The organism is Kitasatospora sp. NPDC057500 (assembly GCF_042802195.1).
Lineage (GTDB): Bacteria > Actinomycetota > Actinomycetes > Streptomycetales > Streptomycetaceae > Kitasatospora.
Genome location: NZ_JBHVER010000018.1, coordinates 25,943 through 48,469, shown reverse-complemented (window position 1 = coordinate 48,469; position 22,527 = coordinate 25,943). Strand labels below are relative to the sequence as shown.

Here is a 22,527-nt window from a genome sequence, read left to right as displayed (position 1 = left end):
ATCCTGACTACCGAAGGACAAAATGACGATCGATGTCGACGCCTGACAGCTGACAGTTGACAGCTGACAGATTTCAGATGACGGATAACAGATGACAGATTCTGTCAGCCCAACTCCGGGCGCCCACCACGCCCCCTCGCCCGACTTCACCCCCGCCCAGCGCGCCCGCGGCCGCGCGCTGCGCCGCGCCCAGCTCCCGTGGGCGCTCGGCGGACGGCTCGCCGGCCTGGCACTGACCCTGGCGCTCGGACTGACGCCCGCCGGGGCGGGGCTGGTGTCGGCGGTCGGCGGCTGGTTCGGCGGCTCGCGGACGGCGGAGGTGCTCACCGGGGCCGCCGCCCTGGTGCTGCTCGGGCAGCTGGCGCAGCTGCCGTTCGGGGCGGGCGCCCGATCGGTGCGGGCCCGGTTCGGCCTGGTCACCCAGGGCTGGACCGGCTGGGCGGTGGACGCCCTGCGCGTGCTGGCGCTGACACTGGTCCTCGCCCTGCCGCTGGCGTTCGGCCTCTACGCGCTCACCGACCGCTCGCCGGAGCACTGGTGGCTGCCGGCGGCGGGCGCGGCCGCGCTGCTGACCGCCGCCCTCTCCTTCCTCCACCCCCTGCTCGTCGAGCCGGTGTTCAACCGCTTCACCCCGATGGAGCCCGGCCCGCTGCGCGAGGCGCTGCTGGGCCTGGCCGAGCGGGACGGCGTGCGGGTGCGGGACGTCCTGGTGGCCGACGCCTCGCGCCGCACCACGGCGCTGAACGCGTACGTGTCGGGCCTGGGCGCGACCCGGCGGATCGTCGCGTACGACACGCTGCTGTCGACGGCCGAGCCGCGCGAGGTGGAGCTGGTGGTGGCGCACGAACTGGGGCACGTCAAGCACCGCGACGTGCTGACCGGCACGGTGCTGGGCGCGGTGGGCGCGGCCGCCGTGGTGGCACTGCTGGGCGTGGCGTCGGGCTGGGACGCGCTGCTGTCGGCGGCCGGCGCGACGGACGCCGCCGACCCCCGGTCGATGCCGCTGCTGGCGGCGCTCGCCGCGCTGCTGGGCGCGCTGTCCGGCCCGGTGCAGTGCGCGGTGAGCCGCACGGTGGAGACCCGCGCGGACCGGCACGCCCTCGAACTGACCGGGGACCCCGAGCAGTTCATCGCGATGCAGCGCAGGCTGGCGCTGACCAACGTCTCCGACGTCGACCCGCCCCGGGTGCTTGAGCTACTGTTCGCCACTCACCCGAGCGCCACCCGCCGGATCGCGGCCGCGCGCGCCTGGCAGGCCCGGCGCCCGTCCGCGTCCAAGGTTGTTGTATAGTGCAACAAAATTCCGAGGCCCCGAGGAGGTAGGTCACCGTGCCCGACCGCGAGACGTCGATCGCCACCATCCAGCGCGAGCTGACCGCCTTCGCCCGCCGCGCCCGCCACAAGGCGTCCCAGCTGCACCCGGACCTCTCGCTGGTCACCTACAGCATCCTCGACCTCATCACCGAGCGCGGCGGCTGCCGGGCCGCCGACATCGCCGCGCACTTCATGCTCGACAAGTCGACGGTGAGCCGCCAGGTCACCGCCCTGGAGAAGCTCGGGCTGCTGCTCCGCGAGACCGACCCGGAGGACCAGCGCGGGCAGATCCTGCTGGCCACCGACGCCGGGCTGACCCTGCTGCGCGAGGCCAACGAGCAGCGGCGGCTCTCCTTCACCGCCCGCTTCACCGACTGGGCGGACGAGGACGTCGCCCGGTTCGCCGACTACCTGGCCCGCTACGGCGCCGAGGGCTGACCGGCCGCCGGCGCGGTCCGTTCGCTCCCCGTCCGGCGCCCCCTGTCCGTTCGCTCCCTGTCCGGCCGCCCCCGCCCGTTCGTCCCCCGTCCGGCCGCCGACCTCCGGCGCGCGGGCATCCGGCGGCCCCGGGGTGCGGCGGACCACCCGGACGGTGTACAGAGGAGAGGTGCCACCTCGGCAGCAGCCTCCCCGCGAGCGGCACCCCCGCGCGGGACCCACCGACGACCGGCGTTCCCGTGACCGCCGGCGCTCCTGGCGGCCCGACCGCCGGGCACTGACCGCGGTCCCGCTCGCGCTGATCGTCCTGATCACGGTGGTCGACGTGCTCGCCCCGCCGGACATCCACCTGGGCCCGCTGCTGATCGTCGCCCCGGCCCTGACCGCCTCCGTCGCCGGCCCCCGCACCACCGCCGCCGTCGCCGTGCTGGCCATCGCCGCACTGACCGTCATCGGCATCCTGCGCGACGGCGTCACCACGACCAACCACCAGACCCAGCTCGGCGCCCTGCTCGCCGTCTCGGCCCTCATCGTCGGGCTGCGCGTGCTGCGCGACCGCCACGAGCGCGAACTCGCGCAGGTCCGCTCCGTCTCCGAGGCGGCGCAGCGCGTCCTGCTGCGCCCGCTGCCCGACCGGATCGGCCCGCTGCGCCTCGCCTCCGTCTACCTGGCCGCCGAGGCCGAGGCACAGGTCGGCGGCGACCTCTACGCGGCGGCCCGCACCACCACCGGCACCCGGCTGCTGATCGGCGACGTCCGGGGCAAGGGCCTGTCCTCGCTCGGCGACGCCGCCCTGCTGCTGGGCGCCTTCCGGGCCGCCGCTCACCTGCACGCCGACCTGCCCGGCCTGGTCGGCTACCTCGACGGCAGCATCGCCTGGGACCTCGCCCAGCTCGCCGAGCAGCAGCGCGCCCAGCAGACGCGCCTCCAGGAGCAGCCCCGGCTCCAGCTCCCGCCGCTGCTGCGGCAGGTCCCGCGTCCGCCGCCGCTCGGCGAGGCGCCGACCGCTCCCACCGCCGCCGAGGACGACAGCGGCGAATCCTTCATCACCGCCCTGGTCCTGGACATCCCGGACGACGAGGCGGTGGTCCGGCTGGTGGACTGCGGCCACCCGCCGCCGCTGCTCCTGCACCGGAGCCAGGAGCGGGACCGGGAGCAGGGCCGGGACCGGGAGCAGGACCAGGACCGGGGCCGGGAGCGGGGCCGGGTGACCCCCCTGGAGCCGGGCCGCACCGCGCCCCCGCTCGGCCTCGGCGAACTGGCCCCGGGGCCGTACGAGGTGGTGGAGTTCCCGTTCCTGCCCGGCGACCGGCTGCTGGTCTACACCGACGGCGTGATCGAGGCCCGCGACACCGGACGGCGGTTCTACCCCCTGCCCGAGCGGGTCGCCGGCCTGACCGCCGCCCACGCCGGCGAGCCCCCGGCCGCCCTGCTGCACCACCTGCGCCGCGACCTGCTCGCGTACGTCGGCGGGAGGCTGGACGACGACGCCGCCATGGTCGTCGTGGAGCGCTTCTGACACGGCTCCGGGCGGCTCACGGCTTGTACGGCAGCTGCGGCACGTCGAAGCAGGTGGTGGTCATGGACTCCACCTGGGTGACCCAGCCCCCGCGCCCGCCCTGGGCGGAGTCCTGCCAGCGGGCCGCGTTCAGGCAGGCCCGGGTGGGGCCGCTCGGCGGGGGCTGCGGGACGAAGGAGGCGGGCAGCAGCAGACCGTGCGCGTCGTAGGGCTCGGGGCGGTTCATGAACCGTTCGACGCAGGTCCGGGTGAGTTCCGCGCCGCACGATTCCATCGCGTCGGTGAGCCACTGCGCGCCCGCCCAGCCCTCCAGTTCCCAGGCCGACAGCAACGGCTCGCGGTCCGGGTAGTACTGCGCCATCGCCGCCCGGAAGGCGCCCACCGCCGGGTGGCGGACGTCCTCGTAGTTGAGTGAGGAGGAGGTCGCCCAGAGCGCGTTGCGGCAATCGGGCGAGGCCTGGTAGTCGGTGCGCACGGCCTCCGACCAGTTCTGCACGTTGGTCACCTTGGCGGTGACCCGCACGCCGGCCTCGTCCAGCGAGCGGCAGAGCGCGGCGTTGCCCCGGGTGTCCATGGCGTCGAACAGCAGCTGCGAGCCGTCCGCCCGGACGGCGGCGGCCACCGCCTGGAAGTTCGGCAGCGCGAAGTCCACCGTCTGCATGAGCACCCGGTAGCCCTCGGCCTCCAGGCCGGCGCGCAGCTGGGCGGCGTAGCGGGCGGAGTCGGCCTGGTTGTAGGCGACCACGGCGGCGCTGGTCGCGCCCAGCCGTTCCTTGAAGAAACGGAACACCTCGGTGGACTGGTAGAGCGTGCCGTTCCAGCCGACGGCGTGCCCGTCGCGCGGCGCGCTGCTGCCGTAGACGCCGTACAGGTGCGGCCAGCGGTCGTAGGCGGTGCCGATCGGCTGGCCGCCGACGTCCGGCACCGCCTTGCCGCTCACGTAGGGGGCGCCCGCGTAGTCGAGGACGCTGCCGGAGACGAAGGCGAAGACGTGCGACTGGTCGATCAGACGGTGCACGCAGTCCTGGTTGCCGATGCCGCTGCCGCCGTCGTCGCAGGTGACGAGCTTGACGGTGCGGCCGTGCAGGCCGCCGTGGTCGTTGAGGGACTGGAAGAAGGCCTGGGCGCCGTAGCGCGGGCCACTGAACACCTCGCTGCCGACCGGGCTGGTGAGCGAGGTGACGATGCCGATCCGGATCTCGGTGGGTGTCACGCCGGTGTCGGAGGCCGGATTGCCGTTGCCGTTGCCACTGCCGTCAGCGGTGGCGGTGGCGGTGGCGGTGCTGGTACCGAAGGCGCTCGCCGGCAGGCGCGTCCCGCAACCCGCCACCCCGGTCGGCGCCAGTGCGAGGAGCAGCGCGAGGACCGGGGCGACGGCGCGTGGGCGAGGGGTCAGCTGCATCCGGGGATCGGGGTGCCGGTGGCACCGGCCGCCTGGACCAGCAGGGCGCAGAGGGTCGAGCGGGAGACCTTCCAGACGCCGTTGTCCAGCACTGCCTGCCCGGTCGCGGCGGGCTCGACCACGTTGCCTTCGAGGGACAGTTCGTAGGTGACGGTGGCCTCGGTCGGGGAGGTGAACGCCACGTCCGTCACCCTCGCCTTGACCTGGCCGACCCGCGGGTCCTGGGTGAAGCCCTCCAGGACGGGCAGCAGGACGTCACCGTTCTGGAGCAGTGAGGCCTTCTCGGGGATCGGGGTGCCGGGGTCGAAGAACTTCTGCCAGTTGTCGGTGATCGCGGTGGTGGCCGCCGCGGGATCGGCGGGCCCGGTCGCCCCCGGGCTCGCCGTCCCGGTGACCGTGGCCGTCCCGGTGCCGGTCGCCGTGGCCGTCCCGGTGGCCGTCCCGGTGACTGTGGCGGTGGCCGTGGCGGGCGGCGACGGGCTGGCCGTCGAGGATCCCGAACCGTCGTCGCCGCACGCCGCCAGCGTGGCCGCCGACAACAGTGCGAGCAGGACGCCCGCCGACCGCAGGACCGGACCGCCGAGCCGGCGGGGGCCGCTCTGCCTCAGGTGCATGGTCTTCCTCTCGACGGCCGGAGCGGGCGGGCGCCGCGCGGGCCGGTTCGCCCCGCTCCGGATGCTGTTCCAGGCCGATCCTGGAAACGTCGCAAGTGACACCATCAAGGCGGATCCATGGACGAATCGCAATCCGGGCGGCAGAGCACCGCGAACCGCTCGAAGGCCGCGGCGGCGCGCGCCGTGCGGTCGGCGCGGGAGAGCGGCGGCTGGGCCGGATGGGCGCTCGTCGCCGTCGGCGCGGTGCTCTGCGTACTGGGCTGGTACGGGGTGTCCGGCGAGCGCTTCGTCGAGCAGCAGGTCCCGTACCTGGCCTCGGCGACGGTCCCGGGCGCGGCGCTGATCGTGGCGGGCGTCGTCCTGGTCGCCCTGCGCCCGTCCGGACGCTCCCGCGCCGGGCCGCCGGGGTCGTCTGCGGTCACCGCCGCCACTGCCACGGACCGCCGGATCGAGCACCTTTACGCCCTGCTGGTGGAACCCTCCGAACCCGCCGAACCCGCCGGTCCCGCCGGTCCCACGGCGACCGCCGCCCCCGGTCCCCCGCTGGCCGTGCCCGGCGGCACGCTCTACCACCGCCCGGACTGCCCGCTGGTGGCGGGCAAACCCGCCGCCGCACCCGTCGACGCCTCCGCCGTCCGGGAACGGGGGCTCACACCCTGCCGCCTCTGCGACCCGGGACCCGGGCCGTGGCAGGCCGACGAGCCCCCCGCCGGCCCCACCACCCGTCCAGGCGATCCGCGCCCGCCGACCGGCTGAGGCGGCGGACCGATGAACGCCCTGGCGTCGACCGGCCTCACCGTCGACCTCGCGCTCGCCGGCCTGACCGTCGGCAGCGCCGCCGCGCTCAGCGGCATCGGCCTGGTCGTCTGCCACCGCGCCACCGGCGTGCTCAACCTCGCCCAGGGCGCACAGGCGATGCTCGTCGCCTACCTGCTGCGCGACCTGGTCGTGGAGCGCGACTGGCCGCTCTGGCCGGCCGTGGCGTGCTGCCTGCTGCTGGTGGCGCCCGCGCTCGGGGTGCTGCTGGACGTCCTGGTGTACCGGCCGCTGCAACGGCGCGGCGCCGGGCCGGCCGAGACCATGGTGGCCGGGCTCGGCGTGTTCGTGCTGCTCATCGGGGTGGTGGTGCTGGTGTGGGGCGCAGCGCCGGTGGGCGGCGCGCCGTCCCCGTTCGGCGGGGCGCCGATCACGCTGCCCGGCGGGCACACGCTGCGCCCGGACACGGTGGCGCAGCTGGCCGCGATCCTCGTGCTCGCCCTGGCGGTCGGGGCGACGACCCGGTTCACGCCGTTCGGCCTGCGGCTTCGGGCGGTGGTGGACGACCGGCGGCTCGCCGCGCTGGCCGGGGTGGACGCCGACCGGGTGTCGGCGGCCGGGTGGGCGTTCGGCTCGTTCACCGCCGGGCTGGTCGGGATCACGCTCGCGCCCTACCTGCTGCTCGACCCGTACGGGCTGCCGCTGCTGGTCATGGAGACGATGGCCGTCGCGGTGGCGGCCCGGCTGCGGAGCATCCCGGTCGCGGTGGTGACCGGGCTCGGGCTGGGCGTCCTCCAGGCGGAGCTGACCCGGTTCCGGCCGGACGGGCAGCTGCTGCCGCTGGTGCAGGCGGTGCAGGCGAACCTGTTCGTGGTGGCGCTGCTGGCCGCCGCGCTGCTGGCCGGGCCCCGGCTCGCCGACGGGGACCGCCCACCGTCCGCCCGTCCCTCCCCGCCGCCGGTGCGGGCCCGGGGCGGCGGGGGCGCCTGGGCGGCGCGGGCGGTCTGCCTGGTGCTGCTCCTGCTGCCGCTCGGCTTCCGCGGCAACGACCTGCGCAGCGCGCTGCTGGTGCCGGCGCTGGCGCTGGTGCTGCTGTCGATCGTGGTGGTGACCGGCTACGGCGGGCAGATCTCGCTGGGCCAGGCCGGGTACGCGGGGCTGGGCGCGCTGGGGACGGCGCTGCTGATGTCCGGGCGGATCCCCGGCCTGCCCGCGCTGCCGGCCGCACCCGCGCTGCTGTTGGCCGTGCTCGCCACCGCGCCGCTCGGCCTGCTCACCGGCTGGCCGGCCATCCGGCGTCGCGGCCTGGCGCTGGCGCTGGTGACCTTCGCGGTCGGTACGACGCTGAGCCGCCTCGTCTTCCAGCAGCCGTACGCCACCAGCGGGCTGGTCCTGGACCGGCCCGCGTTCCTGGCCGGCGACCGCGCCTTCTACGTCGCCGAACTGCTGCTGCTGGGCCTGGGCGCGGTCGTGGTGCGGGCCCTGCACGGCGGTCGCACCGGCCGGGCGCTGAGCGCGATGCGCGATCACGAGCCCGGAGCCGCCGCGGCGGGCGTCAACGTGCCGGGGCTCAAGCTGTTCGCCTTCGTGGCGGGCGCGGCGCTGGCGGCCCTCGGCGGCGGCCTGATGGGCATGGCCGGCCGCGCCTTCGATCCGGCGGCCTTCGACCCGGTCCTCGGCCTGCTCTGGTTCGCGGCCGTCGTCGTCGCGGGTGCCGACAGCGCCCTGGCCGCGATCCTGGCCGCCGCCCTGATCATCGGCCTGGACGCGGGAACGGCGGCGGGTGTGTCCGCCGTCGCCGTCGGCGCCCTGGCAGCCGCCATCGGCCACCTCCCCGGCGGCCTCGCCAACCTCGCCACCCCCCGGCCGCCCGCCCCGCCCCCGACCACCCCCACCGCCCACCTCACCCCGACCGGCCACCACCTCCGCACCCTCGTCACCACCCGCCGCCCGGCCAGCGGCACGGCTCCCGGGAGGGCCGAACCATGACCCGACGCCGCCCACCGCCCCCGGGCCGCCCCGCAGCCCGCCCACTGCCGGCCGGCCGACGAGACCGCGCGCTGACCTCCCGTCAAAGGCTCGGCAGCAAGCCACCCATCGGAGCCGCACCGTGACCGGATCGCGGCACCACACCCCTCCCCCGCCGTCGACCCAGCGGGCACGCGCGCCGATCGGCCACGAGCGACGTGAGCGGGTGCGGTGGAGGGGTCCACCGCACCCGCTCACCGCGCAGACGACCGTACCCGGCATCAGACGGACGGTACGGCGATGCCGAGGCGCCACCCGATCCACCCCGGTGCCAGCCGTCTGCCCCCAAGCGGCAGACGGCCGCGCGCTCTGATCACCGCCCATCGAACGACCAACGGCGAGACGCCCCCGGGAGCCGCACCATGACCCGACGCCACCACACCGCCCCTCCGCCGCGCCCGCTCGCCGCACGGCTGACGGCGCGTGGGGTGGTGCGGCGGTACGGGGGGATCGAGGCGGTGGCGGGGGTGGATCTGGTCGCGGCGGCGGGGCGGGTGACGGCGTTGATCGGGCCGAACGGGGCGGGGAAGAGCACGTTGTTCGACTGCCTGGCCGGTACCGTCCGCCCCGATGCGGGGCGGGTGCTGCTCGGCGGGCGGGACGTCACCCGGATGCCGGTGCACGAGCGGGTGCGGCTCGGGCTGGCCCGGACGTTCCAGCAGATCGCCGTGTTCCCGACGCTGTCGGTGGCGGACAACGTGCGGGTCGGGGCCGAGCAGCGGGCCGGTGCGGTGGACGGCCGGACGGCGCGGGCGCTCGCCGTGTTCGGGCTGGGCGCGCTGGCGGCGGAGCCGGCCGGTGGACAGCCGACGGGCGTGCTGCGGCTGGTCGAACTGGCGCGGGCGCTGGCGGGCGAGCCGCGCGTGCTGCTGTTGGACGAGCCGGCGGCGGGCCTGGACACCGCGCAGACCGCCCGGCTGCTCACCGTCCTGCGCGGGCTGGCCGACGACGGCATGGCTCTGCTGCTGGTCGAGCACGACCCGGACCTGGTGTCCGAGCTCGCCGACACCGTCTACGCGATGGCCGACGGCCGGGTGGTCGCCGCCGGCCCGACGACGGCGGTGCTGGCCGACCCCCGGGTGATCCGCGCCTGGGGGCGGTGACGGGGCGGGCGAAACGGGTGACAACTGACAACTGACAGATTTCAGATAACAGATAACAGATGACAGATTTCCAATTTCCAACCCTCGACCCGTACTCGACCCCGGGAGGGCCGCCCCATGCCTGTCGAAGTGGCCCTGCGGGGCGTGCGGGTGCGGTACGGCCCGCTGGAGGCGCTGCACGGGGTGGACCTGGCCGTGCCCTCCGGGCGGGTGACCGTGCTGCTCGGCCGCAACGGGTCGGGCCGCACGAGTGTGCTGCACGCGCTGGCCGGGCTGGTGCGGCCGGCCGCCGGGCGGGTGGTGTGGCGGGGGCGGGACGTCACCGCGCTCGGCGTGCACCAGCGGGTACGGCTCGGGCTCGCGCTAGTGCCGGCGGAGCGGGCCGTCTTCCCGTCGCTCACCGTCGCCGAGCACCTCGCGCTCGGCTCCGCCCGCCGCCAGGGCGGCCCGGCCGGCGAGGCGCTGGAGCTGTTCCCGGAACTCGCCGCCCTGCTCCCCCGGCGGGCCGGCACGCTCTCCGGCGGTCAGCAGCAACTCATCGCCGTAGCACGTGCGTTGACCGCCTCTCCGACACTTCTCCTGCTCGACGAGCCGGACCGGGGGCTGGCCCCCGCCGTCGCCGCCCGGCTGCACTCGCACCTGCTGTCCTCGGCCGCCGCCACCGGCCGGACGGTGGTACTGACCACGCAGACCCTCCCCTCGACGCTGACCGGGGCGGCGGCCGTGCACGTCCTGCACCGGGGCGAGGTCAGCTTCTCCGGGGAGCCCGGCGAGCCGAGAACGGCGCCGGACGCGGCGCGCTGATCACCTCGCCGGGCGCTGCGGCGGCCATGATCTCGTCCAACAGGCCGCGCGCCTCGGTGAGTTCACGGATCGCATCGGTGATCCGGGCACGCTCGCGGGCCAGTCCGGTCAGGAGTTCGGGACAGGTCGGGCCGGGCGGGCGCTCGCCCGGCAGGGGCAGGCCGGACAGCAGTTCGCCGATCACCGCCGAGTGGAGGCCCGCCGCGAGGAGGGTGCGGATGCCGTGGACGGTGCGCACGTCCCGCTCGCCGTACTCGCGGTAGCCGCTGGGCCGGCGCTCCGGGTGGAGCAGGCCCTGTTGCTCGTAGTAGCGCAGCGCCCGCGGGCTCACCCCGGTCCGCTGCGCCAGTTCACCGATCCGCACGCCCGCCACCCCCGCTGTCACCGTGCCACTCGTGCCACCCATGTCACCCGTGCCACCGGCACTCAGCCGCTTGACTCTGACATCGACGTCAAGGTCTAGCGTAACCGCCGTGACAGAGAACCGATCGCACCCCACCGACCACTCAACTCCCCCACCCCCCAATCCCGTTACTGTTCTCGGCCTCGGCCCGATGGGCCGGGCGCTGGCCGGCGCGCTGCTCGCCGCCGGGCACCCGGTGACGCTGTGGAACCGCACGCCCGGACGGGACGCCGAGCTCGTCGAACGCGGCGTGCGGACGGCCGCGAGCGCCGCCGAGGCCGTCGCCGCCGCCCCGCTCACCCTGCTCTGCGTCCGCGACGACGACGCCGCGCGGGCCGTGCTCGACGCCGCCGGCCGGTCGCTGGACGGCCGGACGCTGGTCAACGCGACCTCGGTCGGCCCGGACGAGGCACGCGCGAGCGCCGCCCTGGCCGCCCGGCACGGCGCGCGGGTGCTCAACGCCGCGATCCTCAGCCCCACCCCGACCATCGGCCGGCCCACCGGGGTGATCGTGTGCAGCGGCGACGAGGCGGTGTTCGACGCACACCGGTCCGAACTGTCGGCGCTCGCCGGGACGGTGAACCACGTCGGCGCCGACCCCGGCCGGGCCGCCGCGTACGACACCGCGCTGCTCGACCTGTTCTGGACCACCGCGCACGGCCTTCTGCACGCCCTCGCCCTGGCCCGCGCCGAGGGTCTCTCGGCCGCCGAATTCGCCCCGTACGCCCAGGGGTTGCCGCGCATGCTGCCGGCGCTGATCGACGACTGGGCCCGCCGGGCGGACGACGGCCGGCACCCGGGCGAGCGGGCCACCGTCGCCTCGGCCGCCGCCGGGCTGGCGCACGTCGCCCGCACGGCCCGCGCCCACCGCCTGGACACCGGCGTGCTCGACGCCGCCCTCGCCCTGACCGAGCGGGCGGTCGCGGCCGGTCACGGCGCGGACGGCGTCTCGGCCCTCACCGAGACCGCGGCGACGACTCCCCCGGCATCACCGGGCCGCTGACCGCCACCGTCACTGGGCGAGGTAGCCGCCGTCCACCGGGAGAACGGCACCGGTGATGAACGAGGCCTCGTCGGACGCGAGGAAGAGGACGGCGGCGGCCACCTCCGCCGGTGAGCCGAGCCGGCGCATCGGGTGGAGCTGCTCGATGGCGGCGAGGTACTCGGGCCCGCCGGGTTCGTCCCGCAGGCGGGCGACCCGCTCGGTGGTGATCGTGCCGGGGGCGACGGCGTTGACCCGGATGCCCCGGTCGGCCCACTCCACCGCGAGGTGCTTGGTGAGGCCGGAGGCGACGAACTTGGCAGGGCCGTAGACCGCCTGGCCGCGCTGCCCGGCGACGCCGGAGATGGACGAGACGCAGACGATCGCTCCACCCACCGGCGCCATCGCCTCGATCGCGTACTTGCAGGTGAGGAACATGCCGCGGCCGTCGACGGCCATCACCTGGTCCCAGTCCTCGGCGGACGCCTCGGTGATCTCCATCAGCGGGATCACCCCCGCGTTGGCCACCAGGACGTCCAGCCGCCCGTGCCGTTCGACGGCGGCGGCGATCATCCGGCGGGCGTCCTCCTCCCGCGACACGTCCCCGACGACCGTGGTGACGGTCTGCGGCAGCTGTTCGGCCAGCCGCCGCAGACCGTCACCGTCGAGGTCGGTGGCCACCACCGACGCGCCCTCCCGGGCGAAGAGTTCGGCGACGGCGCGGCCGATCCCGTTCGCGGCGCCGGTGACCACACAGGACTTCCCGGCCAGCCGCCCGGTGGAACCCTGGGCGGCCGTGGTCCTCACATCCTCCATGACGCCGAACTGTAACGGCTCGACGTCGATCAGTGGCCCTCCCCGGGAAAACACCCCCCGGAGCCGGCTACGCCGCGGCCCGGGCGTCCGTGGCGAGGGCCTCGGCGGCGGGGAGGTTGGGCTGCGGGTGGGTGAGCAGGTGCACACCGGCCGCCAGCGCGCCGCCGACCAGCGGGGCGAGGAGGAACAGCCACAGCTGGGACAGCGCCGGTCCGCCCGCGAACAGGGCCGGGCCGAAGCTGCGGGCCGGGTTCACCGAGGTGCCGGTGAGCGGGATGCCGACCAGGTGCACGACCACCAGGGCCATGCCGATCGGCAGCCCGTCGAAGCCGGTGGCGGCGAGCCGGTGGGTGACCGCGAGGACCACGTAGACCAGCAGGAAGGTCAGCACGACCTCGGTCAGGAACGCGCCGCCGGCGTTGATGTGGACCTGCGAGCGGTCACCCCAGCCGTTGGTGCCGAGCTTGCCGTGGGTCTCCAGGCCGGGGACCTGCTTGGCGAGGAGCAGCACCAGCGCCGCGCCCGCGATGCCGCCGAGCACCTGCGCGACCCAGTACGACACCGCCGTGCGGCCGTCGATCCGGCGGGCCAGCAGGAAACCGAGCGTCACCGCCGGGTTCACGTGGCAGCCCGAGATCGGGCCGATCGCGTACGCCAGCGCGAGCAGCACGAAGCCGAACGCGAGCGCGATGCCCACCGAGCCGATGGCATCCCCGGCCAGCACCGCGGCGCCCACCGCCAGCAGCACCAACAACAGCGTTCCGAGGAATTCGCCGACCACTGCTCGCCTGTCCATCCGGGTCCTCCTGACCTCGTGCGCGCGGACGGCCTGGCGCCGCCCGTCACTCCCGGTCAACCCTCTGCACTCGAATGGGCGAGCGCATGTCGGCCGACCGGCTTAACCCCGTGATCACGGGGATTCCGAGCGTCGGATTATTCCAAACGAGTTAAAATCAGACCAATCCGGACTTAGCTCACCATCGGGACGATCTTCCCCAGCAGGCGACCGAGCCCCCCCTCGGCCCGCGCCTCGGCCGCCAGAACGGCGGCCGGCCCATCACCGTCGAGCCGACCCCGCACTTCGACCCGGCGCAGGAAGTCGACCCCGCCGACTTCCCACTCCACGGAGCCACGGACAGCGGGCCAAGCCACAACACGGCACAGGCCAGGTCGGGTCGGGTAGGCCGCAGCGCTCAGGCGGAAGGAGCGACCGGGCCCAGCGAGGCGCCCATCACCGGATGGAGCAGGAAGTCGACCCCGCCGACTTCCCACTCCGCGCGGGTTCAGCTCAGGGCGGGTGGCGGCAGCGGGTGGCGGCTCACCACTCCTTCGGCTCCTTCGGGCGGGTGCGGGCGCGGAGGTGGAGGCGTTCGCCCTGTTTGCCGAAGAGGCTGAGGACTTCGACGTCACCCGTGCCCGTGGAGCCGAACCAGTGCGGGTTCTGGCAGTCGAACTCGGCCGCCTCGCCGGGGGCGAGGACGACGTCGTGTTCGCCGAGCAGCAGGCGCAGGCGGCCGGAGAGGACGTAGAGCCATTCGTGGCCGGTGTGGGTGGCGAGCGAGGGGGTGTTCTGGGCTGCCGGGATGGTGATCTTGAACGCGCGGGGTTCGGTGCGGTGACGGGAGAGCGGGACGAAGGTGCGGCCGTCGGCGCGGCCCGGGTGCTGGTGGACGCGCGGGTCCTGGACGCGGGGAGCGGCGACGATCTCGTCCAGGGGGACGGCGAGGGCGGCGGCGATGGGCAGCAGGAGTTCCAGGCTGGGCTTGCGCTGCTCGGACTCCAGCCGGGACAGCGTGCTCTTGGAGATGCCGGTGGCCTGGCCGAGGTCGGCCAGGGACATGCCCTTGCGCTCGCGCAGGCGGCGCAGCCGGGGGCCGATCTGGCGCAGGGTCGCGGCGATCTCGGGGTTGGCGTCCTGGTCCATGCGACCGATCGAAGCAGCCCGTCCCGGTTCCGGCAACGGCCCCGCCCGCTATCCGAGCGGGCGGCGCGGCAGGGGCAGCAGGTGGTGCAGCGGCCGGCCGGCGGCGGCCCAGCTCTCCAGGCGGGCGCGGTCGATCCAGTGGACGCCGTACTGGTCGCCCCAGGCCATGGCGTCGCGGGTGAGGCCGCCGTTGGTGACGACCACGGCGATGTCGGCGCCGTGCACCGGGCCGGCCGTCCCCTTGGCCCGGTGCATCACCTGCACGTCGACCTCGGCGCCGACGGTGGTGCGCTCGGCCTGGAGGACGATCCGGCCGTGCCGGGGGTGGTGGCCGGTCACGTCGGCGGCCCGGCCGCCCTGCCGGCCGGCCCGGTCCGCCGTCCAGCCGTCGCGGACGAGCAGGTCGCGCAGCGCGCACCCGAAGTCCTGGTCGCCCATCGCGTCCACCTCGGCGAGGCTGAGGCGCAGGCCGGACGCCGGCCGTCCGGCGCGGGTGCGCTCCGGCAGCGGGCCGCGTACGGCGCCCGCGAGCGTGAGCAGCGCGACGGCCGCGAGGAAGACCCAGGACTTCAGCAGCGCCTGGGTGACGCCGAGTACGGCGACGGCCGCCGCCGCGGCGACCAGCCCCGCCGCCAGCCGCTCCACCGGTCCGCGCGGCCTGCGGAATCGGGCCGCCATCAGGGCGTCGCCGTAGCGGCGGGCTCGGCGCAGCCCGGCCGCCCACCGATCCCGCCCGAGCCGGGCCTGCGCCGAGGATGGGCGCGCACCCGGCCCCACTCGCCGCCACCTGCCATACCTGCCTCCTCCCACGACCGCCCCGATGGCCGCCCCGGTGGCCGCCTCCGGTCGGACCGCCTCCAGCGGGTCGCCTCCAGCGGGCTCACCTCCGGCGGGCTCACCTCCGGTCTAGCAGCGGCGGCCGACAGCCGCGGGCCGTTGTTCGGTTCGCACACCACCGGACCGTCGGAAACCAGCCACCCGGACCGCCCCCGAAGCCCCGCCGTCCACCGCTTCCACCGCCCCGCACCCCCGCCGGCCCGCAAGAACGCCTCGCGCAGAGTCGACGGGAACCCGCCCGGCGCCCGCCGCGGGGACGCGCGCCGCCCCGGCGGGCCCGAACGCGCGGGCGGCGCCGGGCGCCCGTCCGCGAAACTCCCCTGCGACGGCCTGTCACATCCGGGCGCCCCGCGTCGTCTCCCTCCCGACAGCGGCCGACCGCCGGGAGCGACCCGGGCCGGCCGGACGAGGACCACCAGGGAGGACGGGCCCATGGCGCGGCGGATCACCATCATCGGCGGGGGCTTCGGCGGTCTGACGGCGGCCATCTCGGCGGCCGAGGCCGGCGCCGACGTGACGCTCCACGAGGCGCACCGGCGGCTCGGCGGCCGGGCCCGCACCACGCGGGCGCCGTACCGGGCCAACGAGGGGCCGCACGCCTTCTACCGGCGCGGCCCGCACTGGGCGTGGCTGCGCCGGCGCGGGCTGGTCGGGCCGCTCGCCCGGATCCCGCTCGGCGCGCTGCTGCGCACCCGCTACCTGCTCGACGGCCGGCTGCACGCGCTGCCGCCGCTGGCGCTCTCCCGGCTGGCGGCGCGCCGGGACGCGCCGGTCGGCCGGACCTTCCTGGGCTGGGCGAGCGAGGTGGCGGGCGAGCGGACGGCCCGGGCCGCGGCCAACTTCGCGGCCGTCGCGACCTTCCACCACGACCCGGGGATGCTGTCGGCGGCGTTCACCCAGGAGCGGTTGCGCCGGGCCGCGAGCCTGCCGCCGGAGGCGGTGTACCCGGTGGGCGGCTGGCAGTCGGTGATCGACCGGATGGCGGCGCGGGCCCAGGAGTTGGGCGTGCGGATCGAGACCGGGTCGCGGCTGGAGGCGCTGCCGCCGACCAACAACCCGATCGTCGTCGCGACCTCCCTGGAGTCGGCGCGCCGACTGCTGGGCGACCCGGGCCTGACCGGGGAGAGCGGACGGACGCTGCTGCTCGACGTGGCGCTGCGCTCGCGGCGCGGGGACGCGTTCTTCGTCTCCGACCTCGACCGCACCGGCTGGGTGGAGCGCTTCACCACCCAGGACGACAGTCTGGCCCCGGCCGGCGAGCAGCTCGTCCAGGCCCAACTCCCGCTGTCCGCAGCGGAGTCGAAGGAGGACGGGCTGGCCAGGGCCGAGCACCTGCTGGACCTGGGCTTCCCGGGCTGGTCGGAGCGCCTGGTGTGGCGCCGCGCCGCCGTCGCCGCCGGCCGCACCGGCGCCGTGGACCGGCCCGGCACCTCCTGGCGCGACCGCCCCGCGATCGACCGCGGCGACGGCGTCTACCTCGTCGGCGATCAGGTCGCCGCGCCGGGCGTGCTGAGCGAGGTCTCCTTCACCAGCGCCCTGGAGGCCGTCTCCCTGGCCCTCGCCCGGCACCCCGCCCACCGCGTCGCGCACCGGGCGGCCGACCGAGCGGCCGACCGAGCGGCCGACTGAGCGACGCGCGGGAGGGCGACGGGCCCGGGTTCCCGCGCGTGGCGCCCGGCGGGTGAGGGACCGCGGGCCTACACCGGGGCGGGGCCGGTGCGGAGCACCGCCTGGTCGCCGTGGGGGCCGTAGAGGTGGAGGATCTCCACGGCGTCGGCGCCGGCGGGGCCGAACCAGTGCGGCTCGGCGGTGTCGAACTCGGCGGCCTCGCCCGGGTGGAGGGTGAGGTCGCGGCCGCCGACGAGCAGGCGCAGGTCGCCGGCGAGGACGTAGAGCCACTCGTAGCCGGCGTGGCTGACGAGCCGGGGTTCGCGCGGGGCGAGGACCTGTTTGAAGACCTGCACCCGGCCCGGGTACTGGGTGAGCGGGAGGAGGACGCTGCCGGGGTCGCGGTGGCGGGGCCGGAGGTGGAGACGGGGGTCGCCGGTGGCGGGGGCGGCGATCAGGTGGTCCAGGGCGACGCGGTGGGCGCGGGCGAGCGGGATGAGCAGGTCGAGGGTGGGGCGGCGGTGGCCGGACTCCAGGCGGGACAGGGTGCTCACGGAGATGCCGGTGACGGCGGCGAGGGCGTCCAGGGTGAGGCCGCGGCCGAGGCGCAGCGCGCGCAGCCGGGGTCCGATGGCGGCGATGAGCTCCATGACGTCGTCGTTGGCGGTGGGGTCGGCGTCCATGGGGACGATTCTGCCCGCAGGCCGCCGCTTTGCGGTTTTCGCAAGAACGGTGGGCCGGGCCCGTGCCCGGACCTCAGCATGGGCGACCGGTAAGACGATCCGACCGGAAGGCGGGCCCCGCCCATGAGCAGCTCCACCACCACGGCGACAGCAGCACCGCCACCGCCCCTCCTCGGTGCCCGCCGGCGCTGGACCGTGCTCGCCGTCTGCGCGCTGAGCCTGTTCCTGGTGGGCCTGGACACCACCATCGTCAACGTCGGCCTGCCCGCCATCGGGCGCGGCCTGGAGGTGGGCACCCGCGACCTGGAGTGGATCGTGGACGCCTACACGGTCGTCCTCGCCAGCCTGCTGATCACGGCCGGCGCGCTCGCCGACCGCTTCGGGCGCCGGAGGGTCTTCCAGGGCGGTCTGCTGATCTTCGGCCTCGCCTCGCTCGGCTGCGCGCTCGCGCCGTCGACGGGCGCGCTGGTCGCGGCGCGCGCCCTCCAGGGCGTGGGGGCGTCGATGCTCAGCCCGGTGGCACTGGCGATCGTGGTGAACGCCATGCCCGACCCCCGGGAGCGGGCTCGCGCGATCGGGGTGTGGGCGTCGGTGTTCGGGCTGAGCATGGCGGCGGGGCCGGTGACCGGCGGGGCGCTGGTCGCGGCGTTCGGCTGGCGGTCGGTGTTCTGGGTGAACGTCCCGGTGGTGGTGGCGGCCGTGGTGCTGAGCGTGCTGTTCGTGCCCGAGTCCCGCGCGCCGCGCGCCCGCCGGCTCGACCTGCCGGGCCAGCTCCTGCTCACCGCGGCCGTGTCCGCGACGGTGGCCGTGCTGATCGAGGGGCCGCGGCTCGGCTGGGCCTCGCCGTGGGCGCTCGCCGGGTACGCGGTGGCGGTGGCGGCCACCGCCGGGTTCGTCCGTGCCGAGCACCGCCGGGCCGAGCCGCTGATGGACCTCGGGCTGTTCCGGCGGCCGGCGTTCACCACGGCCGTCCTGGGCGCGGTGGCGGTGTTCGTGGCACTGACGGTGAGTCTGCTGCTGACCACCTTCCAGTTGCAGCACGCCCTGGGGTGGACGCCGCTCGCCGCCGGGCTGGCCTCGCTGCCGATGGCGGTGGGGGCGACGGTGTGCGCGCCGCTTTCGGGGGTGCTGGTGAGCCGGGGCGGGCCGCGCCGGCCGCTGCTGCTCGCGGCCTGGTTCACGGCGGCCGGCGGGGGGCTGCTGCTGGTGCGCACCTTCCTGCCGGACGGGAGCGGGGCCGACGTGCCGGTGCTGCTGGCCGCCAACCTCCTGCTCGGCACCGGCTTCGGCTTCGCCAACGCGCCGATCACCAACACCGCCGTCGGCGGCCTGCCGGCGGACCGTGCGGGGGTGGCGGGGGCGATCACCTCGACGGCCCGTCAGCTCGGCTCGGCGCTCGGCATCGCCGTCGCCGGTGGCCTGGCTGCGGGTGGCCTGGCTGCGGGCGGCCCGGCCGCGGGCGATCTGGCCGCCGCCTCCCGACCGGGCTGGCTGCTGGTCACGGCCTGCGGCCTGTCCCTGCTGCTGGTCGCCCGCGCCTCCCGGCAGCGCTGAGCGGAAAAACCCCTCGCCCCCGTCGCGGACCGCGTGCTACCGTCCCTCGGCGAGGCGGGCCGAACAGGCTGTCGAGCTGGTCACGGTGAACGGAACAAGTCACCGGATCAAGTCAACAGAACAAGTCAACGGAACAGACGGAACAAGCGGAAGAAAGGGAAGGTGGATCGTGGTCGCGGAGACAACCGCTGCGCAGGCACTGCGCGGCACCCGGACTGTCCTCACCTCCCGGGTCCCGGTCTGACACCTCTCGCTCCGGGGCCCCTTCTCAAGGGTTCTCCCATGTCTTCTTCCGCTTCCACCTCCCCTTCCTCCTCCTGGCGCGCCCGCGCCGAGGTCCCCGCGGACGTCCCGGCCGTCCGTGAGCTGACGCTGGCCGCCTTCGGGCGGCCGGCCGAGGCCGACGTCCTCGACGCGCTCCGTGCCGACGAGGGGTGGCTCGACGGCCTGTCGGTCGTCGTCTCCCACGCCGACGACCCGACCGGCTCCCCCGTCGGCCACGTCGTGCTCACCCGCGCGTTCATCGGCGACGTGCCGGCGCTCGCCCTGGGGCCGGTGTCGGTGCACCCCGACCACCAGCGCAGCGGCGCCGGCTCGGCCGCCGTCCGGGCGGTGCTGGACGCCGCCCGCGCGCGCGGCGAGCGGTACGTCATCCTGCTCGGGTACCCGTCGTACTACCCGCGGTTCGGCTTCGGCCGGGCCTCGGAGCACGGCATCACGCTCACGATCGACGCGCCCGACGACGCGTGGATGGCGCTGAGCCTGGACCAGGAGCGCCACCCGCTGCCGTCCGGGACCGCCCGCTGGGCGGCCGCGTTCGGCATCGGGTGACCGGCGTCGGGACCGCCCGCCCCCCGGGCGGTCCCGGCACCGTCCGCAGCGGTTCCGCCGCGGGCGAGGCGCGGGTGCGGCGCGGGTGCGGCGCCCTACTCCTGCGGCGGGACCACCGCCGACGGCGTGCCGCCGGTCAGCTTCAGCAACTCGTCGTACGTCATCGGCACCACGGTGTGCGGGTGCCCGGCGGCGGCCCACAGCAGGTCGTAGCCGGCCAGGTCGGTGTCGACGACGGTGCGCAGCGGCGCCGGGTGGCCGACGGGGGCGACGCCGCCGATGGCCTGGCCGGTGGCCTCGCGCACCTGGGCGGCGCTCGCCCGGGTGACCGGGCCGGTGCCCAGGACGCGGGCGAGGTGGTCGGTGTCGACGCGGTGGGCGCCGCTGGTCATGACGAGCAGCGGCGCGCCGTCGCAGACGAAGACCAGGCTGTTGGCGATCGCGCCGACCTCGCAGCCGAGGGCGGCGGCGGCCTCGGCGGCGGTGCGGGCGGAGTCGGGCAGGACGCGGATCTCCCCGGGCAGCCCGGCCGCCGCGAGGGCGTCGGCGACCGCCCGGCTGCGGTCGGGCAGGGACGTGTCGTTGGTCATCGCCCCATCCTGCCCCACCCCCGCCGCGGGACCCGTCGACGCGACGCCCGCCCGCGCGACGGCGCTGAGGACCGCCCGGATCCCGGCGTCCAGTACCGAGGAGTCCCGCCCGGCGCCCCAGACCACCTGCCCGTCGACCCGCGCCTCGACGTAGGCGACGGCGTCGCTGTCTGGTCCGGTGCGCACGGCGTGCTCGGTGAACTGCAGGATGTCCACCGCCCGCCCGGCCGCGCCGAGCGCCGCCGCCACGGCGGCCAGCGGGCCGTTGCCCTCCCCCCGGTGCACGGCGCCGCCGAGCGTGAGCGATGCCCGGTGCCGCCCGTCGGCCTCCCCGGTCCGCCACTCCACACCCGCCGGCGCCGCGTCCAGGTAGGTGGCGGCGAACAGCGCGTACAGCTCCTCGCCGGTGACCTCGCGCCCGCTGTCGTCCGTGGACTCCTGGACGACCCGGGAGAACTCGATCTGCAGCCGGCGCGGCAGCTCCAGCCCGTGCCCGGTCTGCAGCAGATAGGCGATACCGCCCTTGCCGGACTGGCTGTTGACCCGGATCACCGCCTCGTAGTCGCGCCCGAGGTCCGCCGGGTCGATCGGCAGGTAGGGCACGTCCCAGGGCGCCTGCCGCTCGGGGACGCCGAGGCGGGCGGCGGTGGCGGCGTGGTGGGCGAACCCCTTCTTGATGGCGTCCTGGTGGGTGCCGGAGAAGGCGGTGTGGACGAGGTCGCCGACGTAGGGGTGGCGTTCGGGCACGGGCAGCCGGTTGCAGTGCTCGACGGTGCGGCGGATCTCGTCGATGTCGGAGAAGTCCACCATCGGGTCGACGCCCTGGGTGTGGAGGTTCAGCGCGAGGGTCGCGAGGTCGACGTTGCCGGTGCGCTCGCCGTTGCCGAACAGGCAGCCCTCGACACGCTGGGCCCCGGCCAGCAGGGCGAGTTCGGCGCAGGCGATGCCGGTGCCGCGGTCGTTGTGCGGGTGGACGGAGAGGATCACCGCGTCGCGCCGGGCGAGGTGCCGGTGCAAGTACTCGATCTGGTCGGCGTAGACGTTGGGGGTGGCGATCTCGACGGTGGCGGGCAGGTTGTGGACGACCGGGCGGTCCGGGCTCGCGTCCCACAGTTCGGTGAGGCCGTCGCACAGCTCCAGCACGTAGTCCGGCTCGGTCAGGTTGAAGACCTCGGGCGAGAACTGGAAGCGCAGTCCGGGGCGGTCGCCCGCCAGGCGGGCCATCCGTTCGGCGGCGGCGGTGACCAGCTCCCGCACCTGGGCCCGGTCGCGGCCGAGGACGAGTTGCCGCCAGACGGGGGCGGTGGCGGTGTAGAGGTGGACGACGACCCGGGGCAGGCCCTCGACGGATTCGAAGGTGCGGTCGATCAGGTCGGCGCGGGCGGCGGTGAAGACGACGACGGTGACGTCCTCGGGCACCGCGCCGGGGGTGGTGGCGAGGTGGCGCACGAAGTCGAAGTCGGTGCGGCTGGCGGAGGGGTAGCCGACCTCGATCTCCTTGAAGCCCATCGCGAGGAAGAGGTCGAACATCCGGCGCTTGCGGGCCGGGTCCATCGGTTCGGCGAGCGCCTGGTTGCCGTCCCGCAGGTCGACCGGGACCCACAGCGGGGCCCGTTCGATGCGCCGGGCGGGCCACCGGCGGCCGCCGGGCAGCGCGTCGAGGGGCGGCAGCGGGACACGGGCGTGGGCGGGGCGGTAGCGGTGGAACGGCATGGCGCTGCCGCGTTGGGGGTTCCAGGCGGGGGCGTCGGCCGGGACCGGTCCGGCGGGTGTCCGGAGGGTGGCGAACGGTTCGACGTTCTGTGCGGATTCGGTGGAGCGCACGGGGTGCGGCGTCCTTCCCTGGTTCGGTGTCGAGGGGACGACGACCGGCAGCACGGCGACCCGCAGCGGGGTGCCGGTCTGTCAGACCCCGCTGCGGCCACCGAGAAGAAGGCTCCACGTCTGCATGATGCCGGGTACCGTAGCCGTGAACCGCGGGTTGGGACAACCCCGTTCCACCCACCGGGACTTGTCATGGCGTCCACGGGCGCGACCGGGGGCGCGCGACCGGTGCGGAGCGCCCCGGGCCGGGCCCGGACGACGCCCCGGAGGAGCTGCGGACTCCGCGCTCCGGCGATGTCAAGGACTTGTGTGTGCACCGTCCGAAGATCGAACGGGCTTTCACTCCTAACACACCGTATGACTAGTATCGCCTCGTCATAAAGCCCGTGCCCCCGGTCGGTGCGGCCCCTCCCGGGCCGGCCGCCAGCCCCAAGGAGTCAGCTCTGCGCGCGCGTGCGAATCGGCGGCCCCCGACGCCGAAGGCCCCCCGCAGGCGT

General features: G+C 75.6%; 20 protein-coding genes and 1 pseudogene. 11 read left to right on the top strand and 10 right to left on the bottom strand.

The window, feature by feature from the left end; all coding sequences use genetic code 11:
* Positions 1-91 precede the first annotated feature (91 nt).
* From ACFU74_RS06630 to ACFU74_RS06620, 3 genes are all read left to right on the top strand, one after another.
* The gene (locus ACFU74_RS06630) at positions 92-1,291 is read left to right on the top strand and encodes a M48 family metalloprotease (protein ID WP_380752778.1); all 1,200 of its coding nucleotides are present in this window, start codon (positions 92-94) and stop codon (positions 1,289-1,291) included.
* 38 nt (positions 1,292-1,329) lie between these two features.
* Complete coding sequence (locus ACFU74_RS06625) at positions 1,330-1,752, top strand: MarR family winged helix-turn-helix transcriptional regulator (RefSeq protein WP_380752775.1); 423 nt, start codon at positions 1,330-1,332, stop codon at positions 1,750-1,752.
* Positions 1,753-2,029: 277 nt separating this feature from the next.
* Positions 2,030-3,271: a PP2C family protein-serine/threonine phosphatase gene (locus ACFU74_RS06620; RefSeq protein ID WP_380752818.1), complete on the top strand. Its 1,242-nt coding sequence runs from the start codon at positions 2,030-2,032 to the stop codon at positions 3,269-3,271.
* A gap of 16 nt (positions 3,272-3,287) precedes the next feature.
* Here the strand turns inward: ACFU74_RS06620 and ACFU74_RS06615 are convergent, their stop codons facing one another.
* Together ACFU74_RS06615 and ACFU74_RS06610 are read right to left on the bottom strand one after the other, a co-directional pair.
* A complete protein-coding gene (locus ACFU74_RS06615) occupies positions 3,288-4,673 on the bottom strand; it encodes an ABC transporter substrate-binding protein (protein ID WP_380752772.1) in 1,386 nt (461 codons plus the stop codon).
* Positions 4,664-5,287 carry a hypothetical protein gene (locus tag ACFU74_RS06610; protein ID WP_380752769.1) on the bottom strand — a complete coding sequence of 208 codons (624 nt, stop codon included), beginning with the start codon at positions 5,285-5,287 and terminating at the stop codon, positions 4,664-4,666. Before ACFU74_RS06610 ends, ACFU74_RS06615 begins: the two co-directional genes overlap by 10 nt.
* Before the next feature lie 117 nt (positions 5,288-5,404).
* On the opposite strand from ACFU74_RS06610, the gene ACFU74_RS06605 reads away from it, so the two are divergent.
* The 4 genes from ACFU74_RS06605 to ACFU74_RS06590 all read left to right on the top strand — a co-directional run bounded on the left by ACFU74_RS06605 (position 5,405) and on the right by ACFU74_RS06590 (position 9,978).
* Entirely contained in the window at positions 5,405-6,043 is a 639-nt protein-coding gene (locus ACFU74_RS06605) for a hypothetical protein (RefSeq protein WP_380752766.1), read from the top strand.
* A 12-nt stretch (positions 6,044-6,055) separates the two neighbouring features.
* A complete protein-coding gene (locus tag ACFU74_RS06600; protein ID WP_380752763.1) occupies positions 6,056-8,032 on the top strand; it encodes an ABC transporter permease in 1,977 nt (658 codons plus the stop codon).
* A 401-nt stretch (positions 8,033-8,433) separates the two neighbouring features.
* Positions 8,434-9,174 (top strand): ABC transporter ATP-binding protein, encoded by a 741-nt coding sequence (locus ACFU74_RS06595; protein ID WP_380752760.1) that lies wholly within the window; start codon positions 8,434-8,436, stop codon positions 9,172-9,174.
* A 117-nt stretch (positions 9,175-9,291) separates the two neighbouring features.
* Positions 9,292-9,978 (top strand): ABC transporter ATP-binding protein, encoded by a 687-nt coding sequence (locus tag ACFU74_RS06590; RefSeq protein ID WP_380752758.1) that lies wholly within the window; start codon positions 9,292-9,294, stop codon positions 9,976-9,978.
* Here the strand turns inward: ACFU74_RS06590 and ACFU74_RS06585 are convergent.
* On the bottom strand, positions 9,923-10,384 hold the full coding sequence (locus tag ACFU74_RS06585; protein WP_380752755.1) for a MerR family transcriptional regulator: 462 nt from the start codon (positions 10,382-10,384) through the stop codon (positions 9,923-9,925). The two genes, ACFU74_RS06590 and ACFU74_RS06585, sit on opposite strands and share 56 nt — an antisense overlap.
* Before the next feature lie 7 nt (positions 10,385-10,391).
* On the opposite strand from ACFU74_RS06585, the gene ACFU74_RS06580 reads away from it, so the two are divergent.
* A complete protein-coding gene (locus tag ACFU74_RS06580; protein ID WP_380752753.1) occupies positions 10,392-11,384 on the top strand; it encodes an NAD(P)-dependent oxidoreductase in 993 nt (330 codons plus the stop codon).
* A 9-nt stretch (positions 11,385-11,393) separates the two neighbouring features.
* Here ACFU74_RS06580 and ACFU74_RS06575 read toward each other — a convergent pair whose 3' ends face one another.
* From ACFU74_RS06575 to ACFU74_RS06560, 4 genes are all read right to left on the bottom strand, one after another.
* A complete protein-coding gene (locus ACFU74_RS06575; protein ID WP_380752750.1) occupies positions 11,394-12,179 on the bottom strand; it encodes an SDR family NAD(P)-dependent oxidoreductase in 786 nt (261 codons plus the stop codon).
* 67 nt (positions 12,180-12,246) lie between these two features.
* Positions 12,247-12,975 carry an MIP family channel protein gene (locus tag ACFU74_RS06570; RefSeq protein WP_380752747.1) on the bottom strand — a complete coding sequence of 243 codons (729 nt, stop codon included), beginning with the start codon at positions 12,973-12,975 and terminating at the stop codon, positions 12,247-12,249.
* A 522-nt stretch (positions 12,976-13,497) separates the two neighbouring features.
* Positions 13,498-14,103, bottom strand: coding sequence for a helix-turn-helix domain-containing protein (locus ACFU74_RS06565; RefSeq protein WP_380752744.1), 606 nt, complete (start codon positions 14,101-14,103; stop codon positions 13,498-13,500).
* Positions 14,104-14,151: 48 nt separating this feature from the next.
* Positions 14,152-14,781 carry a restriction endonuclease gene (locus ACFU74_RS06560; protein ID WP_380752741.1) on the bottom strand — a complete coding sequence of 210 codons (630 nt, stop codon included), beginning with the start codon at positions 14,779-14,781 and terminating at the stop codon, positions 14,152-14,154.
* A 591-nt stretch (positions 14,782-15,372) separates the two neighbouring features.
* Between ACFU74_RS06560 and ACFU74_RS06555 the strand changes: the two genes are divergently transcribed.
* A complete protein-coding gene (locus ACFU74_RS06555; protein WP_380752738.1) occupies positions 15,373-16,569 on the top strand; it encodes an FAD-dependent oxidoreductase in 1,197 nt (398 codons plus the stop codon).
* 68 nt (positions 16,570-16,637) lie between these two features.
* Here ACFU74_RS06555 and ACFU74_RS06550 read toward each other — a convergent pair whose 3' ends face one another.
* Complete coding sequence (locus tag ACFU74_RS06550; RefSeq protein ID WP_380752735.1) at positions 16,638-17,231, bottom strand: helix-turn-helix domain-containing protein; 594 nt, start codon at positions 17,229-17,231, stop codon at positions 16,638-16,640.
* A 123-nt stretch (positions 17,232-17,354) separates the two neighbouring features.
* Between ACFU74_RS06550 and ACFU74_RS06545 the strand changes: the two genes are divergently transcribed.
* Together ACFU74_RS06545 and ACFU74_RS06540 are read left to right on the top strand one after the other, a co-directional pair.
* Entirely contained in the window at positions 17,355-18,785 is a 1,431-nt protein-coding gene (locus ACFU74_RS06545; protein WP_380752732.1) for an MFS transporter, read from the top strand.
* Positions 18,786-19,067: 282 nt separating this feature from the next.
* A complete protein-coding gene (locus tag ACFU74_RS06540) occupies positions 19,068-19,616 on the top strand; it encodes a GNAT family N-acetyltransferase (RefSeq protein WP_380752729.1) in 549 nt (182 codons plus the stop codon).
* Between the two features lie 95 nt (positions 19,617-19,711).
* Here the strand turns inward: ACFU74_RS06540 and ACFU74_RS06535 are convergent, their stop codons facing one another.
* Positions 19,712-20,206 carry a YbaK/EbsC family protein gene (locus ACFU74_RS06535; RefSeq protein ID WP_380752815.1) on the bottom strand — a complete coding sequence of 165 codons (495 nt, stop codon included), beginning with the start codon at positions 20,204-20,206 and terminating at the stop codon, positions 19,712-19,714.
* Positions 20,207-20,254: 48 nt separating this feature from the next.
* Positions 20,255-21,919: pseudogene (locus ACFU74_RS06530) on the bottom strand (2-isopropylmalate synthase); the annotation flags it as partial.
* Between the last annotated feature and the right edge of the window lie 608 nt (positions 21,920-22,527).